This is a genomic window from Streptomyces gilvosporeus (assembly GCF_002082195.1).
Taxonomy (GTDB): Bacteria; Actinomycetota; Actinomycetes; order Streptomycetales; family Streptomycetaceae; genus Streptomyces; species Streptomyces gilvosporeus.
In genome coordinates this window covers 8,062,234-8,086,657 of record NZ_CP020569.1, presented here as the reverse complement: position 1 = coordinate 8,086,657, position 24,424 = coordinate 8,062,234, and the positions used below count along the sequence as shown (strand labels likewise).

Below are 24,424 nucleotides of genomic sequence, written 5' to 3'. Positions count from 1 at the left end.
TGATCTTGTGGGACCACAATGATCACTACGGCTGATTCAGGAGAGCATTCATGCATCCCCTTCATCCCGTCGGCGCCCCGCCCGGCACCGCACGGGGCGGGCGCCGTCCGCGCAGAGCGCGACTCTCGCGTCGCAGTCGTCACCTCTGTTGGACCTCGGCCGCCGCCCTGCTCCTGCCCTGCGTACTGGCCGCGACCGGCTCGCCGCCCGCCCGCACGCCCCGACATCTGGCGCGCTTCCCCATCCGCGTCAGCGCCTATGTGGCCAACAGCGGCTCGCGAACCGTCTCCGTCTATGACACCCAACTGGAACGCCAGGTCGGCGCCGTCCAGGTGGGCCATGGCCCGACCGGCGTGGGAGTGTCTCCGGACGGCGACGAGGCCTACGTCGCCAACGGCCGTTCCGACTCCGTCACCTTCATCGAGACCAACCACCGGCTGCCCACGGACACCGTGGGGGTCCAGCGGCGGCCCTTCGCGGCGACGCCGACCCGCGACGGCCGCGAGGTACTGGTGGCCAACTTCGGCTCGGACACCGTCTCGGTCATCAATGCCCATGACCGCCAGGTGGTCGACTCCGTACGGGTGGGGCCGCTGCCGCACAGCATCACCACCGTGCCGGACGGACGCGCCTATGTGACGGACAACGGCGGGCACGCGGTGACCGTGCTCGACCCGGAGGAGCATGTGATCCGGACCATCCGGGTCGGAGACTTCCCCAGCGGGATCAGTTCGACGCCCTCCGGCGACCGGGTGTTCGTGTCCAACACCGGTTCCGGCACGGTGTCGGTCATCGACCCCGACACCGACAGCGTGGTGGCCATCCTGCCGGGCGGCCGGGCGCCGCTGGGCAACGCGGTCAGCCCGGACGGCAGGCACCTTTACGTCGCCGATTCCGCCCGGGACTGTCTGCTGATCGTCGACGTCCCCACCGGTACCATCACCGGCCACGTTCATGTCGGCGTCAAGCCGCAGGGTGTCGCGATCACGCCTGACGGCAGGCGGGTGTGGGTGACCAACGAAGAATCCGACACCGTGTCGGTGATCGACCCCTTCGTCGCGCGGCTCCGCGCCACCCTGCCGACCGGGCACGAGCCCGAAGGTATCGCGATCACCCCGCGCTGACGCGACGCGTCCACCCCACTGCGCCCGCCGGAGAGCATCGCCCGAGCCGCGCCGTACGGGATCGCCCTGCGGGGCGGCCCCGCCCCGTGGCATGCGCGGCGGACGACGGACGACGGACGGCACCGCGCCTTGCTCAATCAAGCAAAGTCTCTTGCTTGCGTGAGCAGAACGCCCTACAGTCTTGCTCATGCAAGCAAAAGGCAGCCCGAGCAAGCAAAGCTCGGGGCGGACGTTCACCGAGTCGGCCCGGCGTGCGCAGATCGTGCAGGCCGCGATCGAGGTGATCGCCGAAGTCGGCTATGCCAAGACCTCGTTCGTGAAGATCGCCGAGCGGGCCGGGCTGAGCAGTACCGGGATGATCTCGTACCACTTCAAGGGCAAGGCCGACCTCGTGCAGGAGGTCATCAACGAGGTGATGCGGCTGTCCGCGGAGTACATGGTGCCCAGGATCGAGGCCGCCGAGGACTACCGGGGCAAGCTGCGCGCCTACATCGAGTCGAATATCGCGCTGCTGGAGATCTACCCCGAGCATCTGCAAGCCGTCACCGAGGTCCTCACCAACCTCAAGGGGGACGACCCGCAGCGGATCGGGTTCGCCGAGGCCACGAGGTCGGTGATGGAGACGCATGAGCAGCACATGCGCGAGGCACAGGCGGCCGGGGAGTTCCGGGAATTCGACGCCCATGTGATGGTCATGGCGATCCGCGGCGCGATCGACAGCCTGGTGGTCCGTGCGGCCACACATCCCGGCCTCGATATCGCCGCCTGTGGACGCGAGTTGGCGGACATCTTCGATCTGGCGACGCGGAAGACACCGTCGTAGACCCCATGAGGGGAAAGACCATGAGGGGGACACCATGAGGGGGAACAACACCGTGAGCGCACCCGAATCCTCGGGCGCACCAGTGACGGAGCCCGCCGGGGACGCCGAGCCCGCACCGGAGCGGGCTCGCAAGGCCGCCGCCGCACGACGTCACCTCGTCCGGTCGCTCGTGCTGGAACTGGCGCTCCCACTGGCCGGTTACTACGTACTCCTCGCGATGGGCCTGAACCAGTGGGCCGCCCTGACCGTCGGCAGCCTGCTGGCGCTGCCCTGGCTCGCCGTCGGGATGGTCAGGAGGCGCAGGGCCGAGGTGATGCCGCTCTTCACCCTGAGCCTGCTGATCATCGGCGCCCTGATGTCGCTGGTCACCGGGGACCCCAGGGTCCTGCTGATCAGGGACAGTTGGCTGTTCGGCGCGCTCGCGCTCTGGGTGCTCGGTTCGCTGGCGACCCGGCGCCCCTTCATGCTCACCGCCTCGCATTCGATCGTGGCGGCGAAGATCGGCGAGGACGGCGCCCGGGAGTGGGCCGGCCGCTGGGATCACGACGCGGAGTTCCGTCACCATCTGCGGGTGCTCACCGCGGTCTGGGGCGCCGGGTTCGCGCTGGACGCCGGCATCCGGGTCGCCTTCGCCTGCACCCTGCCGATCGGCTCGGTTCCCCTGGTGAACACCCTCCAATGGCTGGTCGTGTTGGGTGGACTGCTCCTCTTCCACACCTGGTATGTGACGCGCCACGGGCTCAAGGTCTGAGCCCCCCCCGAGCGCCGGCCCGGCGAACACGCGGGCCGGCGGCGCTTCAGGGGCGTCGGGGAGCGCCGTTCAGACCGCCGGTGTCGCCGTCCAGCTGGCCAGGAGCCGCAACCGCTCCTCGGTCTGCGTCCCCGGCTCCGGCGTGTAGACCACCAGCATCTGATCCGGCTCCCCCGATGCCGTCAACGTCTCGTAGGGCATGGTGAGTTCACCCACCACCGGATGTCTCATGCGCTTCGTCCCCTGTGCCTTCGCCTTCACCTGGTGGTCCGCCCACAACCGGCGGAAGTCCTCGCTGCCCAGCGACAACTCGCCGACCAGAGTGGCTAGTTGCTTGTCCTGCGGATGGCTGCCCGCGTCCAGGCGCAGATAGGCGACCGTCTCCGCGGCCACCGCCGGCCAGTCCGGATACAGTTCGCGCGCCTGCGGGTCGAGGAACACCTGGCGCGGCATATTGCGCTCCTGGGGCGGCATCCGGGAGAAGCCGACGACGGCGTCGCCGAGATCGTTCCAAGCGAGCACATCCATGCGGCGGCCCAGGATGAACGCCGGCGCCCGGTCGATGGTGTCCAGCAGGAGACGCAGGCCGGGGCGGATCTTCTGGGACGCGGCGCCGGGGGCGGACCTGCGGCGACGGGTGGGCCGGGCCACCGTCCGCAGATAGTCCTGCTCGGTGTCGTCGAGGCGCAGCACCCGGCCGATGGCGTCGAGTACGGCATCCGAGACGGACGGGCCGCGGCCCTGTTCGAGGCGGATGTAGTAGTCGACGCTGACGCCCGCGAGCTGGGCGACCTCCTCGCGGCGCAGACCCGGCACCCGCCGCCTGCCGTGACCTGGCAGCCCGACCTCTTCGGGCTGGATGCGGGCGCGCCGCGAGCGCAGGAAGTCGCCGAGATCCCGGCCGATCGATATGTCCATGCCCGTGATCCTAGGCATCTGTCCCCGATCCGATCCTGGTACTGCCGGACCCAGGAAAACGGCAGCCCTGGGTAGGCATGGCGGCCGGGCGCAGAGTGGTTGTCGTCGCCGGGAGACGCCCGGCGGCAACCACACCACCGACTCTCAGGAGTTCCCATGTCGTACGACGCCCTCACCGGCCGCACCGCCGTCGTCACCGGAGCCGCCAGCGGTATGGGCGAGGCCACCGCCCGGCTGCTCGCCTCGCACGGTGTGCGGGTGGCGCTGCTCGCCCGCCGGGCCGAGCGGCTGACCGAGCTGGTCGCCACGATCGAGGCGGACGGCGGGCAGGCGCTTGCGGTCGCCACCGACGTCACCGACCCGGCCTCCGTGGATGCGGCGACGGAGCGCGTACACGCCGCGTACGGGCGGGTCGACCTGGTGGTCAACGCGGCGGGCGTGATGCTGCCGAACCCCGTCACCGACGGCCGCACCGACGAATGGCAGCGCATGCTGGACACGAACGTGGCCGGCGCACTCCGTATCATCCGCGCGTTCACGCCGGACCTGATCGCGGTGGCGGAGGCGGGCGGGACGGCCGACCTGGTGAACATCTCCTCGATCGGCGCGCACATCCCCTTCCCCAACTACGCGGTGTACGGCGCGACGAAGGCCGCGCTCACCTACCTCTCGCAGTCCCTGCGCACGGAGCTGGGCCCGCGCGACGTCCGCGTCACCAACATCGAACCGGGCCTGACGGACACCGAGCTGGCCGGCCACGTCGACAACGCGGAGCTGGCCGGCCAGCTGGACGGCATGTTCGACGCGCTGACGGGCCTGTCGGCGGACGACATCGCGGACCTGATCGCCTTCACGACGAGCCGCGCCCGCCATGTGAACCTGCGCCAGGCGATCGTGCTGCCGACCCGGCAGGCGTGACCGGGGGGAAGCTAATCGGCCGTCACGGCGGCGGGGTGGAGCCAGCCGTGAGTGCGGGCGGTGGCGGAGGCCGTCCGCAGGAGCCGGGTGACGGTCGGTGTGGTGGCGTTGCCGCGGGTCAGCAGGTGAATCTCGATGGTGGCCGTGGGGGTCAGCGGCCGCCACACCAGCTGGGGCGGCAGGCTGGCGGCGGAGGACTGTCCGACGAGGGAGACGGCCTTGCCGTTCACCACCGGGGTGTGGGCGGCGTCGAACGACAGTTGGCGCAGGATGAGTCGAGGGGATATCCCGGCGCGGTCGAGGATGCCCGTGATCGCGTCGTAGTGGCCGGGATTCGCTTCGCGGGCATGCAGGAGCACGGTCTCCGCGGCCAGCTCGGCGGCGTCCACGGCGGGGCGGTCGGCAAGGCGGTGTCCCGCGTGCATGAGGACGCCCTGCGGTTCCAGCCTGAGCAAGGTGCGCACCAGGTCCGGTACGGGTGGCGGGCAGCGCACCAGGCCGGCGTCGAGGCTGCCGTCGGCGACGCCGGTGACGATGTCAGTCGTGGGCATCAGCCGGGTGTCGACGGTGACGCCGGGGTGCCGTTCCGCCAGGGCTCCGAGGAGTACGGGCGCGGTCTCGTAGCTGATGCCGGCGCTGTAGCCGAGGGTCAGGGTGCCGCGCTCGCCCCCGGCGAATCCCCGCAGATCACGCCAGAGGCGGTCCGCCTCCTCGCACAGGGCCGCCCCACGCTCCATCAGCAAGCGGCCGGCCTCGGTGGGCTCGACGTACTGGGTGGTGCGGTCGAGGAGCCGCACTCCCAGTTCCTGTTCGAGCCGGCGTATATGACGGCTCAACGCGGGCTGGGCGATGTGGAGTTGCTCGGCGGCACGCGTGAAGCTCCGCTCCCGGGCGACGGCCAGGAAAAAGCGAAGTCGACGGAGATCTGACACGTAAAGCATCCTACACACGGCCCTCACCTGCACTTATGCCGCAATGTTATGGACTGGGCGAGAACCGGTCTTTCCCTTCTTCGGCCTCCTCTCCCTAGTGTTCAGACATCGGAAAAGGAACACCGCGCATACCCGCGAACACTAAGCGAAGGGCCCGAATATGACTGCCGATATGGCTACCGACCAGACCGTCGACGACGTCACGGCGCAGAGCAAGAAGGTCGTCCTCGACTACATGAACGCCCTCACCACTGGCGACGACTTCGCGGCCCTCCGTGAATTCTTCACGCCCGAGACGACCTGGACGCTGGCCGGTGACCTTCCGGTGTCCCGGACATGGACCGGCCCGGACGAGATCCTCGACGAATTCGTGCCCGCCGTGGTGGCGCGGCTGGTGCCGGAATCCCTGGAGTTGGAATTCAAGAGCGTCATCGCCGAGGGCGACCGGGTCCTGGCGGAGTGGCGAACCCACGGGCTGAGCCGGTCGGGACGCCCCTACGACCAGCACTGCCTGGCCATCTTCACCATCCGGGACGGAAAGATCGTCGCAGTGCGCGAGCACTTCGACACCCTGCACGCGCACAACGTCCTGTTCAGCTGACGCCGCCGTCCTGCTCGCCCTCACCCGCCCCCCTTTGAAAGGCGTCAACATCAATGAAGGCCATACTTCCCGGTTCTTCCGCTACGGCATCCGATGAGCCGGTCATTCTCGGGGAGGCCGCGGAACCCGAGCCCGCCGGTGACGAACTCGTGGTCGCAGTCGAGGCGTACTCCGTCAATCGCGGCGAGACCTTCCAGCTCGACGGGCAGCTTGACCGCCGCTGGCCGGGCTGGCGCCCGGGCAAGGACGTCGCGGGCACCGTGCTACGCGCCGCGGCCGATGGCTCCGGACCCGCCGTCGGCACCCGGGTGGTGGCCCATCCGCCGGCGTACGGCTGGGCCGAGCGGGTCGCCGTGCCCACGTCGAGCGTTGCCGCGCTGCCGGACAGTGTCGATGCGGTGACTGCCGCGGCGCTGCCGCTCGCCGGGATCACCGCGTTGCGGTTGCTGCGCGCCGCGGGGCCGCTCGCCGGACGGCGGGTGCTGCTCACCGGCGCCAGCGGCGGCGTCGGCCACTATGTCACCGAGCTCGCGGCGGCATCCGGCGCGGAGATCACGGCGATCAGCGCCACCGCCGACCGCGGCGCCAGGCTGCTGGAACTCGGTGCGGTCGAGCTGCTGACCTCGGTACATCAGGCCGAGGGGCCCTACGACGTGGTGCTGGAGTCGGTCGGGGGCGACAGCCTGCCCGCCGCGCTGGCCCAACTGGCGCCCGGCGGACTGCTCGTATGGTTCGGGCAGGCCAGCCGGACGCCCGTCACGCTCGACTTCTTCGCCTTCTTCAACGGACCGGACCAGGGCGCGATCCGGCACTTCGACTACACGGTGTCCGACTCGACCTACGGCCAGGACCTGGCCGCCCTGGTCCGCCTGGTGGCCGCCGGCCGCCTGCACCCGGAAATCGGCACCGTACGTGAGTGGAGTCGCACCGCCGAAGTCATCGGCGACCTGCGCGCACGCAAGGTCCGGGGGAATGCGGTCCTGACCGTTGCCTGACCGTTGCCCGATCGGCGTCCGACCGGCGTGCCCGCGGCTCCGCCGGCTCGCCCCTCCCCTTGATGTCACGTCATATCTCTGCTGCCGACGTGCACTTGAGTTGCAAAACCAGCTTGCAAACAGACTTTGCAACTCCTTACGATGCCGCGCATGGCACATCAGCCGACTCCCCAGGAGATCACCGACGTCGCCGCGCTCAAGGTGCTCGCGCACCCCATGCGGCAGAAGATCGAGCGTTGTCTGCGCAACGGCCCCGTCAACTCGGCCGCTCTCGCCCGCGAGTTGGGCGAGAGCACCGGTCTGACCAGCTATCACCTGCGGCAGATGGCCAAGCACGGGTTCATCGAGGAGGCGCCCGAACTGGCAAAGGGGCGTGAGCGCTGGTGGCGGGCGGTGCCCGGCGACCGCCGCTTTCCGCCGCACAGTCGGCAGAGCCCCGAAATGCGCGAAGCGCTGACGGAGATGCACCGCCTCAATTTCGCCGAGCTCATCGAGCAGTTCGAACGCTTCGCCACCGAACGCGACACGATGGGGCCCTGGGCCGACGCCGCGCTCTTCTCCCGTTCGACGCTCCGGCTCACCCCGGCACAACTGCGGCGGTTCTTCGAGGAGTACATCGCGCTGATCTACCGCTACCGCGACGCCCCACCGGCGGCGGAGGGTCCCGCGGAGGAGTCGCGGACCGTCCTCCTCCGCCTGCTCGGTATCCCCGAGCTCCCGTAGGTCCCTCCCGAACCGCTCCCCCACCGAAAGGCCGACGCGCCATGCCGCTTTCCGCCGCACGTCCGCTGCGCCCCGTCGTCCTGGTCATGGCGCTGCTCAGCGCGGTGGTGCCGCTGTGGCTGTCGTCGCCCGCCGCACACGCCGCCAACGCCGACGGCCGCGACGACGGCCACATACGCCATGACGGCCTGATACGTGACGAGGTCACCTTCCGGGGCGGCGCGGGCCTGCCCCTGCACGGGACGGTCGTGGCACCGGCATCCCCCTCCCCCCATAAGGTCCGGGCCCCCGGCATCGTCCTCCTGGGCGGCTCCGGCCCCGGGCCGCGTACGGAGTACCGCCAGGAGGCCGATGCCTTCGCCCGCTCCGGCATCGTCACCCTCGTCTTCGACAAACGGACCGTCGGATACTCCACCCTGCACGTCGACTTCGGCCTCCTGGCCGACGACGCCCTCGCCGGAGTCCGGCTGCTGCGGTCCCGGGCCGGCGTCGACCCGTCGAAGGTCGGCCTGTGGGGCTTCAGCGAGGGCGGCTGGGTGGCGCCCCTCGCCGCCGCGCGCTCCGGCGACGTGGCCTACGTCATCACCCTCGGCGGCTCGGGCCTCAACCCGCTGCGCACCCAGACCTGGAACCTCACCACCCATCTGCGCCACCGTCGCATCACCGGCTCGTTCCCGGACGCGGTCGCCGGACCGACCGCCCAACTCCTCCACGCAACAGGGAAGTTCCCGGAGGGCGACTACGACCCGTCGCCCGTCCTGGCGCGGCTGCGGCAACCGGTGCTGGCACTCTGGGGCGTGTACGACAACCAGGTGCCGCCCGCGGAAAGTGCGCGGATCTTCCGGGAGACCCTGGGCACGGCCGGGAACCGGCACGTCACCATCCGCTTCCTCCCCGGCGCGGCGCACAACGGCCACCGCACCACCGACGGCTTCGACCGGCTCGGCGGCCCCCGCTACGCGGGCAAACGGCTCGGTGCCCTGGCCTCCGGCTCTGTGGACACGATGGCGTCCTGGGTACGGGCGGTCGCCGCCGGGAAAGCGCCGTCCTCCAGCGCCTCCCCCGCCCCCCGCGAGCAGGTCGTCAGCGCTCCCCTCCCCGGCGGGACCGGGTACGAGGTGGCAGCCCTCGCCCTCCTGTCGGCAGGCTTCGCCGGCTACGCGGTGACGGGGTTCCGGCGTCCGGCGACCCGCTGCCGCCCCGCCCGCCCGCTGGCCGCGCTGGGCCTGACGACCGTCGTGGGGACGCTGCTGTGCACCCTTTCCGTATACGTGGCCGGGGAAGGCGTCGCCGCACCCGTCATCGCGGGCCGGCCCCTGGCCTGGCTGCTCCTCCAGCTCTGCGCCGTCGGCGTCCTCGCGCTGACGGCGGTCACCGCGGCCTCGGCCTGGCGCCACCGCGACCGGTACACCCGCGCCACACGAACGAGACTCCTCGCGCTGGTCACGACCGGGGCGCTGTTCCTTCCCTGGGCGCTGCACTGGGGGCTACTGGCGCCCTAGGGGCCGCACCCCGCTTCGCTCATTCGGCGGACGCGTGCCCGGCCGCGCACCGCCGCGGCCGTGCCTAAGCTCGCGCTGTGCCGAGCTTTCCGAAGCAGTTGTTCGTCGGTCGTCCGCTCCGAACCACCCAGATGGGCGAGACGCTGCTACCGAAGCGGCTTGCGCTGCCGGTGTTCTGCAGTGACCCGTTGTCCTCGGTCGCGTATGCCACCGAGGAGATCCTGCTGATCCTGGCGCTCGGCGGGACGGCTCTGCTGCACCTGACCTGGTGGGTCGCCACCGCCATCGTCGCCCTGCTGGTGGTGGTCGTCGCCTCCTACCGCCAGACGTGTCACGCCTACCCCAACGGCGGCGGCGCCTATGCGGTCAGCGCCGACAACCTGGGACGGACCGCCGCCCTCACCGCGGCCAGCGCGCTGCTGGTCGACTACGTCCTGACCGTGGCGGTCTCCGTGGTGGCCGGCGTCGCCGCCATTACCTCGGCCGCACCGGCGCTGGCCGACCACGCCGTGCTGATCTCCGTCGGCTTCGTTCTGCTGCTCACCATCATGAACCTGCGCGGGGTCAAGGAGTCCGGCCGGGCGTTCGCCGTCCCCACCTACGGCTTCGTGCTCGGCATCTACCTGATGTTCGTCTTCGCCGCCGTACGGCTGCTCGCCGGCCACAGCATCCGCGCCGAATCCGCCCACCTGCCGATCCATGCCACCGGAAGTTACGCGGGCCTGGCGCTGGTCCTGCTCGCCATGCGCGCCTTCGCCTCCGGCTGCACCGCGCTCACCGGCGTCGAGGCCATCAGCAACGGCGTGCCCGCCTTCAAGAAGCCCAAGAGCCACAACGCCGCCACGACCCTGGCGGTCATGGGCGGACTGTCGATCACGATGTTCCTCGGCATCACCGTGCTGGCACTCACCTACCACGTGCACGTCGCCTCCAGCCCCACCGAACTGGGCCTGCCCACAGGCACCTCCGAGCCCACCGCGCTCGCCCAGATCGCCCGCGCCAGCTTCGGCGACGTGCACATCCTCTTCTACTACGTCCAGGCGTTCACGGCCGGGATCCTCATCCTCGCCGCCAACACCGCCTTCAACGGCTTCCCGCTGCTGGCCTCTCTCCTGGCCAAGGACCGCTATCTGCCCCGCCAGCTGCACACCCGCGGCGACCGCCTGGTCTTCTCCAACGGCATCATCCTGCTGGCGCTGGCGGCCATCGGTCTGATCGTCGCCTTCAAGGCCAATGTCTCCGCGATCATCCAGCTCTACATCATCGGTGTCTTCGTCTCCTTCACCCTCTCCCAGGCCGGCATGGTCAAGCACTGGAACAAGGAACTCGCGCAGACCACCGAGCCGGGGCGGCGGCTGCACATGCACCGCTCGCGGGTGATCAACACCGTCGGCGCCACCTTCACGGGCATCGTCCTGGTGATCGTGCTCATCACCAAGTTCCTGCACGGCGCGTGGATCGTCACCATCGCCATGCCGCTGCTGTTCTTCCTCATGAAGGCCATCCACCGCCACTACCAGAGCGTGGCCACCGAACTCTCCGTACCCGACGATGCACGGGCCGAGCCCCCGTCACGCAACCACGCCATCGTCCTCGTCTCCACCATCCACGCACCGACGCTGCGCGCCATCGGCTACGCCAAGTCCATCCGCCCGGACACCATCGAGGCGGTGACCGTCTCCGTCGAACCCGACGAGACCGAGGACCTGCGCAGGGCGTGGGAAGCCCACTCGTTCGACGTGCCCCTGGTCGTCCTCGACTCCCCGTACCGGGAAATGACGCGCCCGACGCTGGAGTACATCCGCACCCGTCGACGCGAAAGCCCCCGCGACGTGGTCACCGTCTTCATCCCCGAATACGTCCTGGGCCGCTGGTGGGGCCAACTCCTGCACAACCAGAGCGCTTTGCGTCTCAAGGCCCGGCTGCATTTCACCCCGGGGGTGATGGTCACCAGCGTGCCGTACCAGCTCGACACCGCCCGACGACGGTCCAACGAGAACCACCTGGGAAACTGACGCCCGCCCAGGCGTCACCCAGCGGCGCCCAACCGCTCACGCCACCACTCCACCGTCGCCTTGATCTGCGCATCCAGCGGGGTGGCGCGTAGCGCAAAGGCGCTTTCGTAGGCGCTCGAATCCACTACGAACGGGCGGTCGAACTGATAGCGGATCTCCTTCAGTTCGCGGATCAGCGGGGAGAAAAGCGAGGCGACGCCCAGTACGGCCGGCGACAGCCCGCGCACCGCGACCGGTCCCGTTGCCGACTGAGCGGCCAGGCGGTCGACCATCTCCCGGACGGACAGCGCGGGCTCCGTCGGAACGTGCCAGCCCCGCCCCCAGGCTCGTTCCTCGCCCGCGACCTCGACCAGGGCCCCGGCCACATCGGGGAGATAGCTCCAGCTGTGCGGGGCGTCCGGGTCCCCGAGCGTGGCGACCGGCTTGCCGCGCAGCAGTCGCGGCATGACCCGCGCGGCCAGGTGCCCGCCGTCGGTCACGCCGGGACCGAAGAAGTCCGAGGCCCGCACCTCGACCGCCTTGATACGGCCCTGCTCATGCAGCTTTCGCGCCTGCTCCCAACCCGCGGCCCGCGCCCGCCCCTTGGGGCCGGTCGCCGCGAGCGGCAGTTCCTCGGTCAGGGGTCCGGGGCCGTCCACCGGACCATAGCCGTAGAGGTTGCCCAGCATGACCAGAACGGCCCCGGTGGCCTCGGCCGCCGCACAGACCGCCGCGCCCAGTGGCGGCCAGTCGCTCGCCCAGCGGGCATAGGGCGGTGCGGCACAGTGGTAGAGGGCGGTCGCGCCCTGCGCCACCTCGATCAGCCGCTCGCTGTCCGTCGCGTCGCACGCGACATGCTCGATACCGAGCTCGGGGCTTCGGCCGGACCTGGTGACGACCCGTACCGTATGCCCCTTCTCGGCCAGCAGCCGAGCGGTGGCCGCTCCGGCGGGCCCGAATCCTATGACGACATGAAGGCTCACGTGCGCACACTAGCGCGAGTCCCTGGTGGTGCCCGGATGCCCCTCTGCCAACAGATCGCCGGTCTCGGTCCTGCGATAGACGACCCGCCGGCCCACCCTCGTTCCGACGACCAGATCCGCATCGCGGAGTACGGCCAGGTGGCCGCCGATGGTGCCGAGCGACTGGTCGAGGTGGGTGGCGAGTTCGCTGGTGGTGGCGGGGTGTTCGAGGGCGCGGAGGATGGTGGCGCGGCCGGTGCCGAGCAGGCGGTCGAGGGCGCGGTTCGACCCGGGGTGTCGAGACGTCGTGGCGAATCCGCGGGCCGGGTAGACCTGGGCGTACTGTCCCGAGGGCGTGGCGCACAGCCAGGTGCCACTGGCCACGCTCACCGGCACGAACAGCATGCCCTCGTCGCCCACGATCCGGTCGGGGCCGGGCCGGTTGCCGAACTGGATCGCGTCGGCCCCGACCCAGGCGCTGCGGCGGCTCATCCGCTCCAGGGCGCGGGGCCAGCCGTAGGCGGCCAACAGCCCGGCCCGGTAGGTGACATCGCGTTCGAGGAGGGCGCGGCGGTGGGGCCAGTCCGGGGAGATATGGGCCTGCCATACGGATCTGAGCAGGTTGGCCGTCCTGGCGCCCCAGCCTTGGCCGTGCCCGCGTTCGTGTTCGTCCAGCCAGCTCAGATCGTGCCGCTGCCAACTGTGGGCGACCGACTTCTCCAGACCGGCGCGTACCTCCTCGTCGGGTACCCGGGCGACCTTCTCCAACTCGTCGGCGAGGGCGGTGCGCATACCGCCCGAGGGCGGGATCGCCACGAACTCGGGCAGCCACTTGGTCGATCCGAAGAGCCTGACCAGCCCGTTGGCGAAGGGGTCCGCGTCGAGAGTGCGGCGGAACGCGGCGTGGTGACGGCCGTGCCAGTGCGCCACCGACGGATCGGGGCACGGCTTGCCCAGCACGATCATCGAACCCAGCGTCTCGGCCAGCGGTGACAGCGCGAACCGGGACCGCGACAGGGCCATCGGGCTCAACCGCAGCAGGACCATTTCGCCCGACCTTTCGCCTCCTGCCGAAACAATAGTGTTCGGCGGGAGGCCCCCGAAGACTCCGCCCGTGCGCTCACCACTCTCCGGGCACCTCCCCCGTCACCCGCCCCCACACCTTTCCCCGCATCCCCTCCAACAGACCGACTTCCGCTGGTTCTTCGCCGGGCAGCTCGTCACCCTGCTCGGCAGTTCGATGGCACCGGTCGCGCTGACCTTCGCGGTCCTGGACGCGTCCGCCGACGGCGGTGACCTCGGCGTCGTCCTCGCCGCCCGGATGGTGCCGCTGCTGGCCTTCCTCCTGGTCGGCGGCGCCACCGCCGACCGGTTCCCGCGCCGGACGGTCCTGATGGCCGCGAACCTCGGCTCGGCGCTCACCCAAGGCTGCGTGGCCGGGCTCCTGTTGACCGGCCACTACCGGCTGCTGCCCGTGGCCGCGCTGGAATTCCTCAACGGAACCCTTGCCGCGTTCACCACACCGGCGCTGCGCGGCATCGTCCCCCAACTCGTCGGCAAGGCCCGGCTCCGGCAGGCGAACGCGCTGTTGGGGGCGATGCGCAACGCCACGAAGATCCTCGGGCCGAGCGTGTCGGGTGTGCTCGTGATGCTCACCGGCAGCGGCCCGGCCCTCGCGTTCGATGCGTTGACCGGTCTTCTCGCGACCCTCTGCCTCTCCCGCCTGCCCCTCGCCGCCGGTGCGGCGGCCCCGACCAGGCCGGTGCCGCTGCTGACCGGAATCCGCGAGGGGTGGACCGAGTTCCGCCGTCTTGGCTGGGTGTGGTGGGGGACCCTGTCCTTCTGCGTGATCAACCTCGTACAGACCGGGACATGGCAGATCCTGGGACCGGCGCTCACCGAGGAACTCAGTGGGAAGGCGACCTGGGGTTACGTACTCAGCGCACGAGGCATCGGCCTGCTGGTGATGAGCGCGCTGATGTACCGGCTGGTCGTCACGCACCTGCTGCGGCTCGGCCAGCTGATGAGCGCGCTCGGTGCGCTGCCCCTCCTCGTACTGGGTGCGCACCTGGGCACCGTATGGCTGCTCACCGGCGCCTTCCTCTCCGGGCTGGGCTTCGCCGCGTCCGGCATCGGCTGGGACACCTCGCTCCAGGAGCATGTCCCCGCGCAGGTGCTGTCCCGCGTCGCGTCGTACAACGATCTGCTGTCCTACGTCGCGATTCCGGTCGGGCAGCTGGGTGTGGGTCCCCTGGCCCGGACGTTCGGCGCCTTCAGGGTGACGACGTGTGCCGGCATCGTCTTCGCCGTCGTGGCCGTACTTCCGTTGGTCTCCGGGGCGGTACGCGGGCTGCCGCACGCCCCTGCCGACGCGCGCAGCTGAGTCCCACGGCGGGTGTGGCGGCGTGGTCGTCGTTGCACTCGGCCCGTCCCCGTGCGGCCCGGTCCGTACTGCCCCGGTTTAAGCTTCCGGTGCCGGATTAAGCTGAAGGTAAGTCAACAGGGGGAGGCCCGTCATGGGTGGTTGGATATGGATGCTGATCCCCGCCGTGGTGGTCGGCGGGGGCTGGGTCAGCGACAACGTCCGCAGCGCTTTGAAGACCCGGCACGAGCGGAAGCTGGAGATGCACAAGGCCGCCGAACGCCGGCAGCTCGCGCTGGACGCGGCGAACCGGCCGCCCGAGCCGGTCTGCGGCTGCACCCACCACCTGGCCAAACACGATAAGCAGGGCAGGTGCCACGAGGAGGTCGAGGCCCCGACCGCCTGGGACACCGAACGCAAGCCGCTTCAGTACGAGGCTCGGCAGTGCAACTGCCAGCAGTACGTCGGGCCGGAACCGCTGGGGACCGTCTTCGCGTCGGAGATCGTCGATCTCGGCTGAGGGGGCGGCTGGGGCACTTGCCCCTCTGATCAGGAACCGAGTCGCCTCGCGGCCGACGCTGCGCCGCGCGGTGGAGAGCCTGTGCTCCTCTCCGACAGCCGGCGGATGAGCGCTTCCGGTGAGGAGTCGACGAGCACCGCATCGAAGCCGTCGGTGATGAGGCGGTCGGCGTAGACGACGTTGTCCTCCCCGAGGATCCCCAGTTTGCCGCCGATGAAGACGGGTGTCTCCAGCCCTTCCGGGGTGTTTCGGATCTTCTTGATCAGCCGACTTCCGTCGAGGTATCCATGGCCGTTGACCGTGCTCAGTACGACGGCGCACGGTCGATGCCGCCGAATGGCGCCGAGGATGTGCTCATCGGGCACACAGGGTCCTAAATTCACCACATCGAAGCCATGCTCCTCCAGCAACAGCTGGAGATAGACAAGATTCCATGTGTGCGCATCGGAGGAAATCGTCGAGAGAACGATGAGACGGTTGGCTTCTGTCAGGGGTCTCGTCGTCCTCGTATCCGGGGTCCTCACGCCGCTGCTTCCACGCCGAACCAGGAATCGGGCAGACGGGCCCCGATGCCGGGTGATCGGGGGAGGGAAAGTCGCGCGGATTGGAGTACCGGTCCCCCGATGACTCCGGTCGCCCCGGGCAAACCGGTCGCGCCGCTCACCCCTGTGTCATCGAGTACCTCAAAGGGGAAATAGAAGTCAGATCCCGGTACGAGTGTGCCGACCGTACTGAAGGCGTGCATGGCGGCCGCGACGCCGAGACGGGACTCGTTGAGGCCGCCGCAGTACACCCCCACGCCGTAGCGTGCGGCGGCTCGCGACATATCGATGACGCCCTGGGCGCCGCCGGCCCTGCCGTACTTGATGCTGATGAATTCGCAGACTCCGCGGGCGAGAAGGCCCTCCAGGGTTCCCGCATCGGTGACGGACTCGTCGAGGCTGAGGGGAAGGTCGAACCAGGTGCGAAGGCGCTCCAGACGGGTGATCTGCGTGGCGGGGAAGGGCTGTTCGCAGAATTCGACGCCGGCTTCCCGTGCCGGGTCGAGAAGAACCCGCAGCCCGGGTTCCGTCCCTCGTCCGTTGAAGTCGAGTCTGATCGCCGCGTCGGGGACTGCGGCGCGCAGGCTTCTGATGCGCCGGACATCGGTAGTCGGTTCGGCGGCTCCGACCTTCAGCTTGAAGATGCGGTAGCCGCCGGCGTCTTTCTGCCGGGCTATGTCCCGGACGGCGTCCGGGTCGAAACTGGAGATCGAATAGGACAGTGCGATCTCGAAATTCGTGGACCCGCCGAGCAGGTACGCGGCCGGCACACCGGCGCTCTTCGATGCGAGGTCGAGGGTCGCCATCTCAACGGCCGCCTTTGCCACGGCATTTCCCGGCACGACTGCGTCCATGGCCCGCTGCACGCCGTGCCGGTCGGCCTCCTCCACCCCCACCAGCGCGGGACTCAGCAGCTCGTCGATCACGGACTTCACCGCGGTGGCCGACTGTTCGGAGAAAACGGCCCATGCGGAGGCTTCACCGAAACCGACGGTTCCGGAGTCGTTGACCATCCGTACGAAGACGCATTCCTGATCTCCTGATACTGCCGCGCTGCCGCGCATCTGCACTTGCCTGAGCGGGAGGCGGAGCAGGGCGGTGGTGATGCTCTTGATCATTCCTGTCCTTCGCGCACCGTGAGCGTGACCGAAGCCTGTATCGCCTCGGCCCTTTCGATCGCCTGCTTTTCCGAGGAAGCGGAGAACACGTAACTCACGATGCTCCCGCCCGCCCGTCCGACCGGCTGGTAGAACCCACCGACCGGTACGGAAAGCTTCCGTTCGACGATCCAGTCATCCGGGATGGAGCTGTCGTCGATACTTTCCAGCGTTCCGGCCTCGGCGTAGAAGAGCACGAACCCGCCCCCGGGCGCCCCCACGGTGGGGTGGGAGCGTTCGAGCGGCAGCCCGACCTCCATTCGCACCATCGACTCGAACAGGTTGAATCCGGTGAGGGCCTGGGTCAGCGTCACGATGCCCCCGCCGCCGGCCCGCCGTGCCATCTCGTTGAAGATGATGTCCTCCGGCGTGACGAATGCTTCGAGATGGAGCACGGCGTCCTCGACGCGGAAGGTCTCGATCACGCGCTCCAGGAAATCCCGGGAACGCTGGAGAAGTACCGGTTCGTCGATCACCACCGAGGCCAAGGGCTGCCGGGTGGTATGGGAGAGCGTGGTGGAAAGATAGCGGGACGTCGGTGCCACCACGGCCTTGCCGTCCGCGACCACGGCATCGATGTGAATCATGGGAGCGTCGATGAACTGCTCCGCCTGGTAGCCCCGCAGGTCGGCGTCCAGAGCCAAGAGGTCCGCTTCGTCGTCGATCACGAAGATACCGGCGGAGCCGGCCCCGTCCCTCGGCTTCAGCACGATCTTTCCGTGCTTGTCGAGGAGAGGCCGAGCGTCTGCGTTGCGTTCGATGGGACGCCACTCGGCGACGGGTATGCCGGAGTTCCGTGCCGTCTCCTTCATCGCGTCCTTGTCGCGGAAGGGAAGCATTTCGGCCGCGGTGGCTCCGGAAATACCGAGCTCTTCGCGCGACGCGGCCACCGGAATCTGGAGGTTCTCCGGGAAACAGACAAGGTACTGGAGGGCGTGAGCGGCGTGCAGGTGCCTGAGCACGCCTCGGGTCTCTTCTTCATCATCGATGCCGAATCCGAACACCCGGGTGCACTCGCCCTGCTGGGGCTGTCCGACGAGTTTGGCCTCGGTGATGAGGGTGACGTCGTACACCGCGGGGTCCAGTACGGGGCTGCCATCGGGCAACCGGTACTTTCCGTATCCGACACGGTCGATGATGGCGACATGGGGCTTCACTGCGCGGCTGCTTCTTCCTTGGAGTCGACGACGATCTGAGACATCTGGGATATCTCGGGTATCTGAGATATCCCAGATATCCGGGACAGGGGTTATGGGCTTCCCGCGCTCACTGCCAACCGTCCGCGGAGCTCCAGAGCCTTGCGGTCAAAGGTGTGCTCCACGAAGCTCAGGGCTTCCAAGAGGCCGTTCGAGGTGAGCGCTGCGCCGCCTCGGGTATCGACCATCGCGCCGATCGGCATTCTTCCGGTGGCGCTCCACTGGAGTCTCCCCCGGGCGTCGAGATAACTTCGGGACCGTCCGGCGTTATCGGGATGGAGGCAGAAGGGGACGTCCAGATACCCCTTCTCGAAAGCCCGGAGCAATGCCGTGCCGATGTCGGTATGGAGATGGAGAACGCCGAGGATCAGGGCTCGGGCTTCGGCGTAGGTCCCCGAGCGCTCCGCCGGCTCCGGCACGCCCTCGCTCGCATATCCGGTGGCGACCTCATGGGCCAGTTCCATGGCCTCGACGTTGTCCGATATATTCGGAATTTTATGCGCCTCGGCCACGGTTTTGACGATGAGTCGCTCGGCCCCGGTGCGTACGGCCAGCCGCGCCGATTGTTCGAGCAGCAACTGCGCACCCGCTCTGCTGCGGGGAAACACTCCCATATACGTGTAGACGACGACGTGCCGGTCCACGCCCGCAGGAAGGAATTCACCGGCCAGCGCCCGGAGTGCGGCGATGGCCTCCACATCCTGTTCCTCGTTCGTCTGCTGGGCATAACTGAGCGATACGCTCTGCACCCCTTCCGCCGCGAAGAAGAGCGCCTCCAACACGCTCATCGCCACCAGCAGGGCCGGCGGGCACAGTTGGCCGAGCAGACACCCTCCGAAGGTCTCCAGGTGGCCCGCCGGACCACAGCCGTCGACGAGCGTTCTGCATGCCTCCCGCCAGTGGGCCATCGATGTGGCCAACGGGGCTCTGCCGTAAGGGAGGCTGTACGAGATCGGGCCGCCCTCGGTCGCGGTCAGGCCCACCTGGAGCATGGCGGTGACGACGTCCCGCGGGTCGGGCGAGCCGTGCCGTACCTGGAGGGGGAAATCCGGGCCGCTGAGGTCCGCCAGGACCCCGCGGGTGACGGCGGGCCCCGCGGTCACCAGGGGATAGCCGTTGAGCGGCTCCCCCGCTGCCAGGGCCCGCCGCACGCTCGCATAGTCGCGATTGCGGGTGTAGCTGTCCAGGGTCAGGGTGCCCGCTGTCGGCCCAGCGGCGTCTCTCGTCGCCGCGAGCCCCCGGCGCATTCTGACCGGATCGCTGAAGCCCATTCGCGGCTGGACGACCAACTGGCGCTGCTTCGCGGACAGTCGGACGAATCTACCTAAGTCTCCCCCGGTACCTGCTGTCCGGCTCTCCAAGAATCCTGACATCTCAACAACCCACCCACGGTAACGAAATGATGTATGCCGTTCCCGGATACCCTCGGGCCGACGGGCCTTCAGCCGGTGACCTCCGCAAGACTGATATCCAGACCCATGTAGCGGATCAGCCTCTCCACGCCGGTGAAGTCCCTTACGAGCAAGCCGTTTCCGGGCAGGGACCTGCACTCCTCGACGATGTCCACGGCGTTGCGGTATCCGCAGCGTTCGAGAACGGCCGGCCAGACGGCGTAGTCCTGTGCCACAAAAGCGTGCAATGCCCTGGGCACGGCAGCATCGAAAGCCTGCCGCTGTTCTGCGTCGAGTTCGGTGTAGACGGACTTGGACACCTCGAACATGACGGGAGAGTGAGCGGACTCGTCCCTCGAATGCAACCGGGTGACCAGCGCATGCATGGGCTGGATGGTCTCGTCGCGGGAGAGCAGTTCGAGGTAGGCGTTGACGCTGATCTCCGAGACCGCCGTCCACACAAGCGCCAGCAGGTCCTTGTGCCACTTCTCGGCCACCTGGTCCTGGGCGGCGGTGAGTGCCCGGAACGTGATCGCATGGGGGTAGTTCGGCTCATCGCGCACTGCGCGCAGTTCGCGTGTGCGCTGCATGGCCATCATGTGCATATAGGTGTGCCAGGTTTCGTCCACATGTGCCTGCTGGACGGCCTGCTTGATCTCGAACCGGTCGGTGCCCGGGAAATCGCCGTGCGCCAGTCGGGAGAACGTGGGGTTCGCCACGAACTCCTCTGCGGTGATGACCCGTTCGTTGTAGATCAGCCAGGCCAGGGTCAGCGCGAGCTGGATCTGCTCCGGGGTGCCGGCGAGGAAATCAGGGTGTTCGGCGAAGGGGAGGAACTGTATCGGATAGTCGGGGACGGCCGGGTCGTAACCGACGGCTTCGTCCGTGCCCGGCATATACGTCATGAACGGTGTCGCGGAGTCCGCTGCGATGGTGGCGCGGCGGGGCCAGGCGGCCGACACACGTTGCAGTGTCTCGTAGTTGATGCCGTCTTCGGCGGCGAAGTAGGTGACTTCTTCCGCAGAGTTTTCGGGGTTCTCGGGGTTCTCGGGGTTCTCGGAGTTCGCAGAGTTCTCGGGGTTCCCAGGGTTCACGATCAGCTCATTTCTCGACGTTGAGTTCCCGCAGCACGTCCTCGAGGAGGTCGAGTCCCGTCGCCAGATCCTCTTTGCCTATGGTGATGGGGGGCATCACCTTCAGTACGTTCCCCCGCGCCCCGGAGGTCTCCAGCAGCAGACCCCGCTCGAAGGCGGCCTGACTTACCTCTCCGGCCAGCCGGTTCTCCGTAAAGGCGAGGCCGCGGAACATTCCTCGTCCCATGGGCTCCGGTCCGAGCAGCGGAAACTGTCGGCCCCATGTCACGAGCTGCTGGTCGAGTTGGTCGGCCCGGTCGGCCACCGAGCGCGCGAACTCCGGATCGGACCAGAGGTCCAACGCCGCGGCTCCGGCGATGAAGGACAGGTTCTGCCCCCGGAAGGTTCCGGCATGCGCACCGGGCTCCAGAACGTCGTACTGCGGCCTGATGAGGGTGAGCCCCAGGGGCAGGCCATAGCCGCCGATCGACTTCGAGAGGCATATGAGATCCGGAGTGATGCCGGCTTCTTCGAAGCTGAAGAACGTTCCGGTGCGGCCGCAGCCCGCCTGAATATCGTCGACGATCAGAAGGATTCCTCGCGACGCGGCAATCTCCGCGATCCGTTGCAGCCATGCCGTGCTCGCCGTTCCCAGCCCGCCTTCTCCCTGCACCGTTTCGAGAACGATCGCTGCGGGGAGGTCGACTCCGCTGCTGGGGTCGTCCAAGACGGCCTCCAGGTAGGCGGCGGTGTCGAAGGAGCCGTGCAGATAGCCCTCGTAGGGCATATGCACGACATCCCCGAGTCCCGTTCCCGCGGCGCGGCGCTTGGCCCGGTTGCTGGATGCGGCGAGCGCCCCGAGGGAACCTCCGTGGAAGCCGTTGGTGAACGCGATGACGGTTTGTCTTTCGGTCGCCCGTCGAGCGACCTTGAAAGCGGCTTCGACCGTGTTCGCGCCGGTCGGCCCGGTGAATTGGACCTTGTAATCGAGTCCCCGGGGATCCAGGATCACGTCCTGGAGCTTCGTCAGGAAGACTCCCTTTCCCTCGGTATGGAGGTCGAGGGACTGGATGGGGCCGTCGGACAGCAGGTAGTTGATCAGTGCGTGCTTGAGTGCGGGGTGGTTGTGGCCGTAATTCAGTGCGCCGGCACCGGAGATGAAGTCGACGTAGCACTTCCCGGTGGAGTCCCACATCAGATGCCCTTGGGCGCGGCTGAAGACCGCGGGAAAACGTCGGCAATAGGTGCGGACGTTGGATTCCAGATCGTCGAACGGCCAGTCCGTATGCGCGGATCGCGATGCGTCGTTCATGCCTGTCTCCCCTGGTCAGCGGTGGGTGCGACGGCTGCCCGGCACCAGCTGGGAGCGAATGGCCCAGAGGCTGCGGCGCGTGTAGGTGCGCTGGAGCCAGCGGTCGGCCCCGTCGAAATGGGCGTCGAACCGGGAGCGGGAGTGGACGCCCTTGCGGTTGTTCACCAGGAGCGCCGACCCGGGGGTGAGCGCCACGACCTGCCCGACCTCGGGCTCGCGGCAGACCCGCTGAAGCTCGGAGAAGGCGTGATCCGCTTCCGGCGTGAGGCGTTTGACGCCGTTCGCCGCCACGTAGATCTCCGGGCTCTCTTCCGGCCCGCCGAGCAGCGGAACGGGTACCGAGAGCACTTCCTTTCCGTCGGCGTAGGCCCGTGTGTAGCCGCCGGGGGCGTTGAGTTGGAAGGAGGCGGAGCGGAGGATGTCCACGACCTCGTCCGACAAGGCATGAACGATATCGCGGGCATCCGCGTAGGACGTCAGGGCGTTTCCTTCACGGTCCTTCCGGAGACAGTTCAGGACCAGGAAGTCGGGGTTGCTGAGGTCGTACCGGCCGCTCTCGTCGTGGACGATGTCGTTGTGGAAGTTGAGGAAGACATCCGATCCCTCACTCGTCTGCGTCGTGGCGCCGCTTTCGGTGGGGACGATGTCGTGGATCAGCCGGCCGTTCTTCTCGGTGACAAAGGAGGTCGGCTCACCGAGCAGGCTGGACAGCCCCAGGAGAACACCTTCCGCGACGAAGGTCGGCTTTCCCTCGCAGGGACCGCCGTTGTTCGGCGTCGGGGGCAGTTTGTCGTCCTGGGGAAGGTTTTCGACGAGGGCGACGCCCGGTGTGTCCGCATGCCGTCCGAAGTCGAGAATGTCCTGGAGCCGGTCGATATCGAGAGTGGCGAACGCCTTGTGCGCGAGGGTGAGTGCGCGGTCGGGGTCGAGCTCCGGGTTGCCCAGAACGGAAAGGGCCTCGGCTATGGCGTCTCGCGCCTCGTCCGGAATCCTGATGTGCAGCATATGGGTCGGCTCCCGGTGCGCACTCTGCGTGGTGGACATGTGCAACCCTGCCTTTCGAATGGGTGAGGTTATTTCTGTTCGGACGCCCCGGTTCCGGACGCGACGGCTTCGGACGGCCCGACTTCGGACGCCCCGACCAAGGCTCGACACGTCACCGGGGCCAGCACGATCAGCACCAGCGCCCCGAAGGTGAAGAACCCGGTGATTCCGGATGCCGTCGACGTGAGGAGCCCGCCGCACCAGGACCCCAGGGCTCCGCCGGCGTACGACGTTCCCCGCACGATTCCGGAGACCCGCCCCAAAACGCCCGGCGGGCAGGCGCGTTGCCGCAGTGCACGCCAGTAGGTGTTGAAGAGAACCGTCGCCCAGATATTGATCAGCAGGGCGACCACAACGACGGCGAGATCGGTCTGAAGGGCCATGAGTGCGCAGGTGACGGCCAGCGCGGCCAGGCTGATCGCCATCCAGAAGGGAAGTGCGACGCGGCCTTCGAATCTGCGGAGCACGGCCCCCGTGAGCATGGTGATGAGGCAGGCCGCCATGAAGACCATGCCCACTGCCCCGGCCGAGACGCCGAACGTATTCCGCAGGACAAAGATCACATAGACTTCCAGGATGGCGACGAAGAAATTCGCCGCACATGCCACCAGGGATCCGAACCGGATAACGGAGTTGTTCCAGGCCACGGACAACGCCGTGCGTATCTGGGTCCGGAAGTCGGCCCCGGTCGCGGAGGCCGTCGCGGCGGGTGTCTGTTTCAGCCCCTGGATCGGCAGCACCAGGAGCGCGGCCATCGCGAAGCTGACCCCGTTGGCCAGGGTCGCGAGGGCACCCGATCCCGCGGCCACCAGGAATCCCGCGCAGATCGGCCCCACGGTTTGGGCGATGACGCGGCTCGTCTCCAACCGGGCGTTGGCCCGGACGAGTTCGGGCCCCTCGACCAGTCTCGGGATGGCCGTTTCGAAGGAGGCCATGAGCAGCGAGGCGGCCGTCGCCAGGAGGACGGTGGCGATGCCCAGGATGACCATGTCGACCTGGGAAGCGGCGACCAGAAGCGCGATCAGGCCCGTCATCGCCGCCGCAGCGGCAGCGGAACCGATCAGCATCCCCCTGGGCCCGCGCCGGTCGATGAAGACCCCGCCGACCAGTCCGGCAAGCGCATGCGGCAGCAGCGACAGCCCGAATATCGTGGCCATGCTGCCGGCCGACCCGGTGGCGTCATAGACGATGAGCGGCAGCGCAACGGTATAGACCGCATCGCCGAACTGACTGATCGTCTGGGCGCCCCACAGCAGTGCGAATCCGCGTCTGGGAGGCGCGCTGGTGCGCGCGCCGAATTCCGTCTCTGTTTTTTCGGCGAGCACTGCGCACTCCTTTACCGCTTGCTTAACCATTCCCGGCAGGTGCGGCATGTTCAGCGCTGCCGGAACGGAGCTCTATGGGGGGTTGGTTCTCGTGTTTCATGGCCCGAGGTGCTTTCCGCTCGGGACGACTCGGGTGAAGGGGCGCCACAGCTCCGGGTGTGCGCCGAGGTCTTTGTTGAAGCAGTCACGAGTCTCTCTGAACGCATGGACGCTTGTCGTGCCGTCCACCGTTCGGAGGTGCGACTGTCGTAAATGCGCC

Annotated in this window: 23 protein-coding genes; 11 read left to right on the top strand and 12 right to left on the bottom strand. The window is 68.5% G+C overall.

The features are described from left to right. Positions 1-50: 50 nt before the first annotated feature. The 3 genes from B1H19_RS35705 (at position 51) to B1H19_RS35695 (ending at position 2,698) form a co-directional block, all read left to right on the top strand. Positions 51-1,124, top strand: coding sequence for a beta-propeller fold lactonase family protein (locus B1H19_RS35705; protein WP_083109005.1), 1,074 nt, complete (start codon positions 51-53; stop codon positions 1,122-1,124). Between the two features lie 187 nt (positions 1,125-1,311). Next, positions 1,312-1,947 carry a TetR/AcrR family transcriptional regulator gene (locus tag B1H19_RS35700; RefSeq protein WP_083109004.1) on the top strand — a complete coding sequence of 212 codons (636 nt, stop codon included), beginning with the start codon at positions 1,312-1,314 and terminating at the stop codon, positions 1,945-1,947. 52 nt (positions 1,948-1,999) lie between these two features. Next, positions 2,000-2,698 (top strand): VC0807 family protein, encoded by a 699-nt coding sequence (locus B1H19_RS35695; RefSeq protein ID WP_237289706.1) that lies wholly within the window; start codon positions 2,000-2,002, stop codon positions 2,696-2,698. A gap of 69 nt (positions 2,699-2,767) precedes the next feature. Here the strand turns inward: B1H19_RS35695 and B1H19_RS35690 are convergent, their stop codons facing one another. Further along, on the bottom strand, positions 2,768-3,616 hold the full coding sequence (locus tag B1H19_RS35690; protein WP_083109002.1) for a helix-turn-helix transcriptional regulator: 849 nt from the start codon (positions 3,614-3,616) through the stop codon (positions 2,768-2,770). A 156-nt stretch (positions 3,617-3,772) separates the two neighbouring features. On the opposite strand from B1H19_RS35690, the gene B1H19_RS35685 reads away from it, so the two are divergent. Beyond that, positions 3,773-4,534: an SDR family oxidoreductase gene (locus B1H19_RS35685; RefSeq protein ID WP_083109001.1), complete on the top strand. Its 762-nt coding sequence runs from the start codon at positions 3,773-3,775 to the stop codon at positions 4,532-4,534. An 11-nt stretch (positions 4,535-4,545) separates the two neighbouring features. Here B1H19_RS35685 and B1H19_RS35680 read toward each other — a convergent pair whose 3' ends face one another. Then, positions 4,546-5,475, bottom strand: a complete 930-nt coding sequence (locus B1H19_RS35680) for a LysR family transcriptional regulator (protein ID WP_083109000.1) — start codon at positions 5,473-5,475, stop codon at positions 4,546-4,548. Between the two features lie 163 nt (positions 5,476-5,638). On the opposite strand from B1H19_RS35680, the gene B1H19_RS35675 reads away from it, so the two are divergent. From B1H19_RS35675 to B1H19_RS35655, 5 genes are all read left to right on the top strand, one after another. Beyond that, the gene (locus tag B1H19_RS35675; RefSeq protein WP_083108999.1) at positions 5,639-6,067 is read left to right on the top strand and encodes a nuclear transport factor 2 family protein; all 429 of its coding nucleotides are present in this window, start codon (positions 5,639-5,641) and stop codon (positions 6,065-6,067) included. A gap of 53 nt (positions 6,068-6,120) precedes the next feature. Next, the gene (locus B1H19_RS35670; protein ID WP_083108998.1) at positions 6,121-7,062 is read left to right on the top strand and encodes a zinc-binding dehydrogenase; all 942 of its coding nucleotides are present in this window, start codon (positions 6,121-6,123) and stop codon (positions 7,060-7,062) included. Positions 7,063-7,212: 150 nt separating this feature from the next. After that, a complete protein-coding gene (locus B1H19_RS35665; RefSeq protein WP_083108997.1) occupies positions 7,213-7,785 on the top strand; it encodes an ArsR/SmtB family transcription factor in 573 nt (190 codons plus the stop codon). 41 nt (positions 7,786-7,826) lie between these two features. Further along, the gene (locus B1H19_RS35660) at positions 7,827-9,287 is read left to right on the top strand and encodes a prolyl oligopeptidase family serine peptidase (RefSeq protein ID WP_237289705.1); all 1,461 of its coding nucleotides are present in this window, start codon (positions 7,827-7,829) and stop codon (positions 9,285-9,287) included. A gap of 131 nt (positions 9,288-9,418) precedes the next feature. Next, positions 9,419-11,302, top strand: coding sequence for an APC family permease (locus tag B1H19_RS35655; protein ID WP_083108996.1), 1,884 nt, complete (start codon positions 9,419-9,421; stop codon positions 11,300-11,302). 14 nt (positions 11,303-11,316) lie between these two features. Here the strand turns inward: B1H19_RS35655 and B1H19_RS35650 are convergent, their stop codons facing one another. Both B1H19_RS35650 and B1H19_RS35645 read right to left on the bottom strand, forming a co-directional pair. Continuing rightward, positions 11,317-12,264, bottom strand: a complete 948-nt coding sequence (locus tag B1H19_RS35650) for an NAD-dependent epimerase/dehydratase family protein (RefSeq protein ID WP_083108995.1) — start codon at positions 12,262-12,264, stop codon at positions 11,317-11,319. Positions 12,265-12,273: 9 nt separating this feature from the next. Further along, the gene (locus tag B1H19_RS35645) at positions 12,274-13,290 is read right to left on the bottom strand and encodes an ArsR/SmtB family transcription factor (RefSeq protein WP_083108994.1); all 1,017 of its coding nucleotides are present in this window, start codon (positions 13,288-13,290) and stop codon (positions 12,274-12,276) included. A gap of 67 nt (positions 13,291-13,357) precedes the next feature. Between B1H19_RS35645 and B1H19_RS35640 the strand changes: the two genes are divergently transcribed. Both B1H19_RS35640 and B1H19_RS35635 read left to right on the top strand, forming a co-directional pair. After that, complete coding sequence (locus tag B1H19_RS35640; RefSeq protein ID WP_083108993.1) at positions 13,358-14,626, top strand: MFS transporter; 1,269 nt, start codon at positions 13,358-13,360, stop codon at positions 14,624-14,626. A 133-nt stretch (positions 14,627-14,759) separates the two neighbouring features. Next, entirely contained in the window at positions 14,760-15,125 is a 366-nt protein-coding gene (locus B1H19_RS35635; protein WP_083108992.1) for a hypothetical protein, read from the top strand. Between the two features lie 29 nt (positions 15,126-15,154). Here the strand turns inward: B1H19_RS35635 and B1H19_RS35630 are convergent, their stop codons facing one another. The 8 genes from B1H19_RS35630 to B1H19_RS35595 all read right to left on the bottom strand — a co-directional run bounded on the left by B1H19_RS35630 (position 15,155) and on the right by B1H19_RS35595 (position 24,165). Then, the gene (locus tag B1H19_RS35630) at positions 15,155-15,649 is read right to left on the bottom strand and encodes a cobalamin B12-binding domain-containing protein (protein ID WP_237289703.1); all 495 of its coding nucleotides are present in this window, start codon (positions 15,647-15,649) and stop codon (positions 15,155-15,157) included. Beyond that, a complete protein-coding gene (locus tag B1H19_RS35625; RefSeq protein WP_159028220.1) occupies positions 15,646-16,731 on the bottom strand; it encodes a mandelate racemase/muconate lactonizing enzyme family protein in 1,086 nt (361 codons plus the stop codon). Before B1H19_RS35625 ends, B1H19_RS35630 begins: the two co-directional genes overlap by 4 nt. Positions 16,732-16,781: 50 nt before the next feature. Next, on the bottom strand, positions 16,782-17,981 hold the full coding sequence (locus B1H19_RS35620) for an ATP-grasp domain-containing protein (protein WP_083108990.1): 1,200 nt from the start codon (positions 17,979-17,981) through the stop codon (positions 16,782-16,784). Positions 17,982-18,073: 92 nt separating this feature from the next. Further along, positions 18,074-19,393, bottom strand: a complete 1,320-nt coding sequence (locus B1H19_RS35615; RefSeq protein ID WP_083108989.1) for a methylaspartate mutase — start codon at positions 19,391-19,393, stop codon at positions 18,074-18,076. A 68-nt stretch (positions 19,394-19,461) separates the two neighbouring features. Further along, on the bottom strand, positions 19,462-20,505 hold the full coding sequence (locus B1H19_RS35610; protein ID WP_237289699.1) for a diiron oxygenase: 1,044 nt from the start codon (positions 20,503-20,505) through the stop codon (positions 19,462-19,464). 7 nt (positions 20,506-20,512) lie between these two features. After that, entirely contained in the window at positions 20,513-21,796 is a 1,284-nt protein-coding gene (gene ectB, locus B1H19_RS35605) for a diaminobutyrate--2-oxoglutarate transaminase (protein WP_083108988.1), read from the bottom strand. A 15-nt stretch (positions 21,797-21,811) separates the two neighbouring features. Further along, positions 21,812-22,840 carry a TauD/TfdA family dioxygenase gene (locus B1H19_RS35600; protein WP_083108987.1) on the bottom strand — a complete coding sequence of 343 codons (1,029 nt, stop codon included), beginning with the start codon at positions 22,838-22,840 and terminating at the stop codon, positions 21,812-21,814. Positions 22,841-22,869: 29 nt separating this feature from the next. Further along, positions 22,870-24,165 (bottom strand): MFS transporter, encoded by a 1,296-nt coding sequence (locus B1H19_RS35595; RefSeq protein WP_159028219.1) that lies wholly within the window; start codon positions 24,163-24,165, stop codon positions 22,870-22,872. Positions 24,166-24,424: the final 259 nt, after the last annotated feature.

Bases quoted from the DNA above. Each gene is read 5' to 3' on its own strand.
- B1H19_RS35665 (WP_083108997.1), top strand. From the start codon at position 7,213: ATGGCACATCAGCCGACTCCCCAGGAGATCACCGACGTCGCCGCGCTC.
- B1H19_RS35645 (WP_083108994.1), bottom strand. From the start codon at position 13,290: ATGGTCCTGCTGCGGTTGAGCCCGATGGCCCTGTCGCGGTCCCGGTTC.
- B1H19_RS35600 (WP_083108987.1), bottom strand. From the start codon at position 22,840: ATGTCCACCACGCAGAGTGCGCACCGGGAGCCGACCCATATGCTGCAC.
- B1H19_RS35670 (WP_083108998.1), top strand. From the start codon at position 6,121: ATGAAGGCCATACTTCCCGGTTCTTCCGCTACGGCATCCGATGAGCCG.
- B1H19_RS35655 (WP_083108996.1), top strand. From the start codon at position 9,419: ATGGGCGAGACGCTGCTACCGAAGCGGCTTGCGCTGCCGGTGTTCTGC.
- B1H19_RS35675 (WP_083108999.1), top strand. From the start codon at position 5,639: ATGGCTACCGACCAGACCGTCGACGACGTCACGGCGCAGAGCAAGAAG.
- B1H19_RS35705 (WP_083109005.1), top strand. From the start codon at position 51: ATGCATCCCCTTCATCCCGTCGGCGCCCCGCCCGGCACCGCACGGGGC.
- B1H19_RS35635 (WP_083108992.1), top strand. From the start codon at position 14,760: ATGGGTGGTTGGATATGGATGCTGATCCCCGCCGTGGTGGTCGGCGGG.
- B1H19_RS35660 (WP_237289705.1), top strand. From the start codon at position 7,827: ATGCCGCTTTCCGCCGCACGTCCGCTGCGCCCCGTCGTCCTGGTCATG.
- B1H19_RS35680 (WP_083109000.1), bottom strand. From the start codon at position 5,475: ATGCTTTACGTGTCAGATCTCCGTCGACTTCGCTTTTTCCTGGCCGTC.
- B1H19_RS35690 (WP_083109002.1), bottom strand. From the start codon at position 3,616: ATGGACATATCGATCGGCCGGGATCTCGGCGACTTCCTGCGCTCGCGG.
- B1H19_RS35615 (WP_083108989.1), bottom strand. From the start codon at position 19,393: ATGTCAGGATTCTTGGAGAGCCGGACAGCAGGTACCGGGGGAGACTTA.
- B1H19_RS35700 (WP_083109004.1), top strand. From the start codon at position 1,312: ATGCAAGCAAAAGGCAGCCCGAGCAAGCAAAGCTCGGGGCGGACGTTC.
- B1H19_RS35625 (WP_159028220.1), bottom strand. From the start codon at position 16,731: ATGCGCGGCAGCGCGGCAGTATCAGGAGATCAGGAATGCGTCTTCGTA.
- ectB (WP_083108988.1), bottom strand. From the start codon at position 21,796: ATGAACGACGCATCGCGATCCGCGCATACGGACTGGCCGTTCGACGAT.
- B1H19_RS35685 (WP_083109001.1), top strand. From the start codon at position 3,773: ATGTCGTACGACGCCCTCACCGGCCGCACCGCCGTCGTCACCGGAGCC.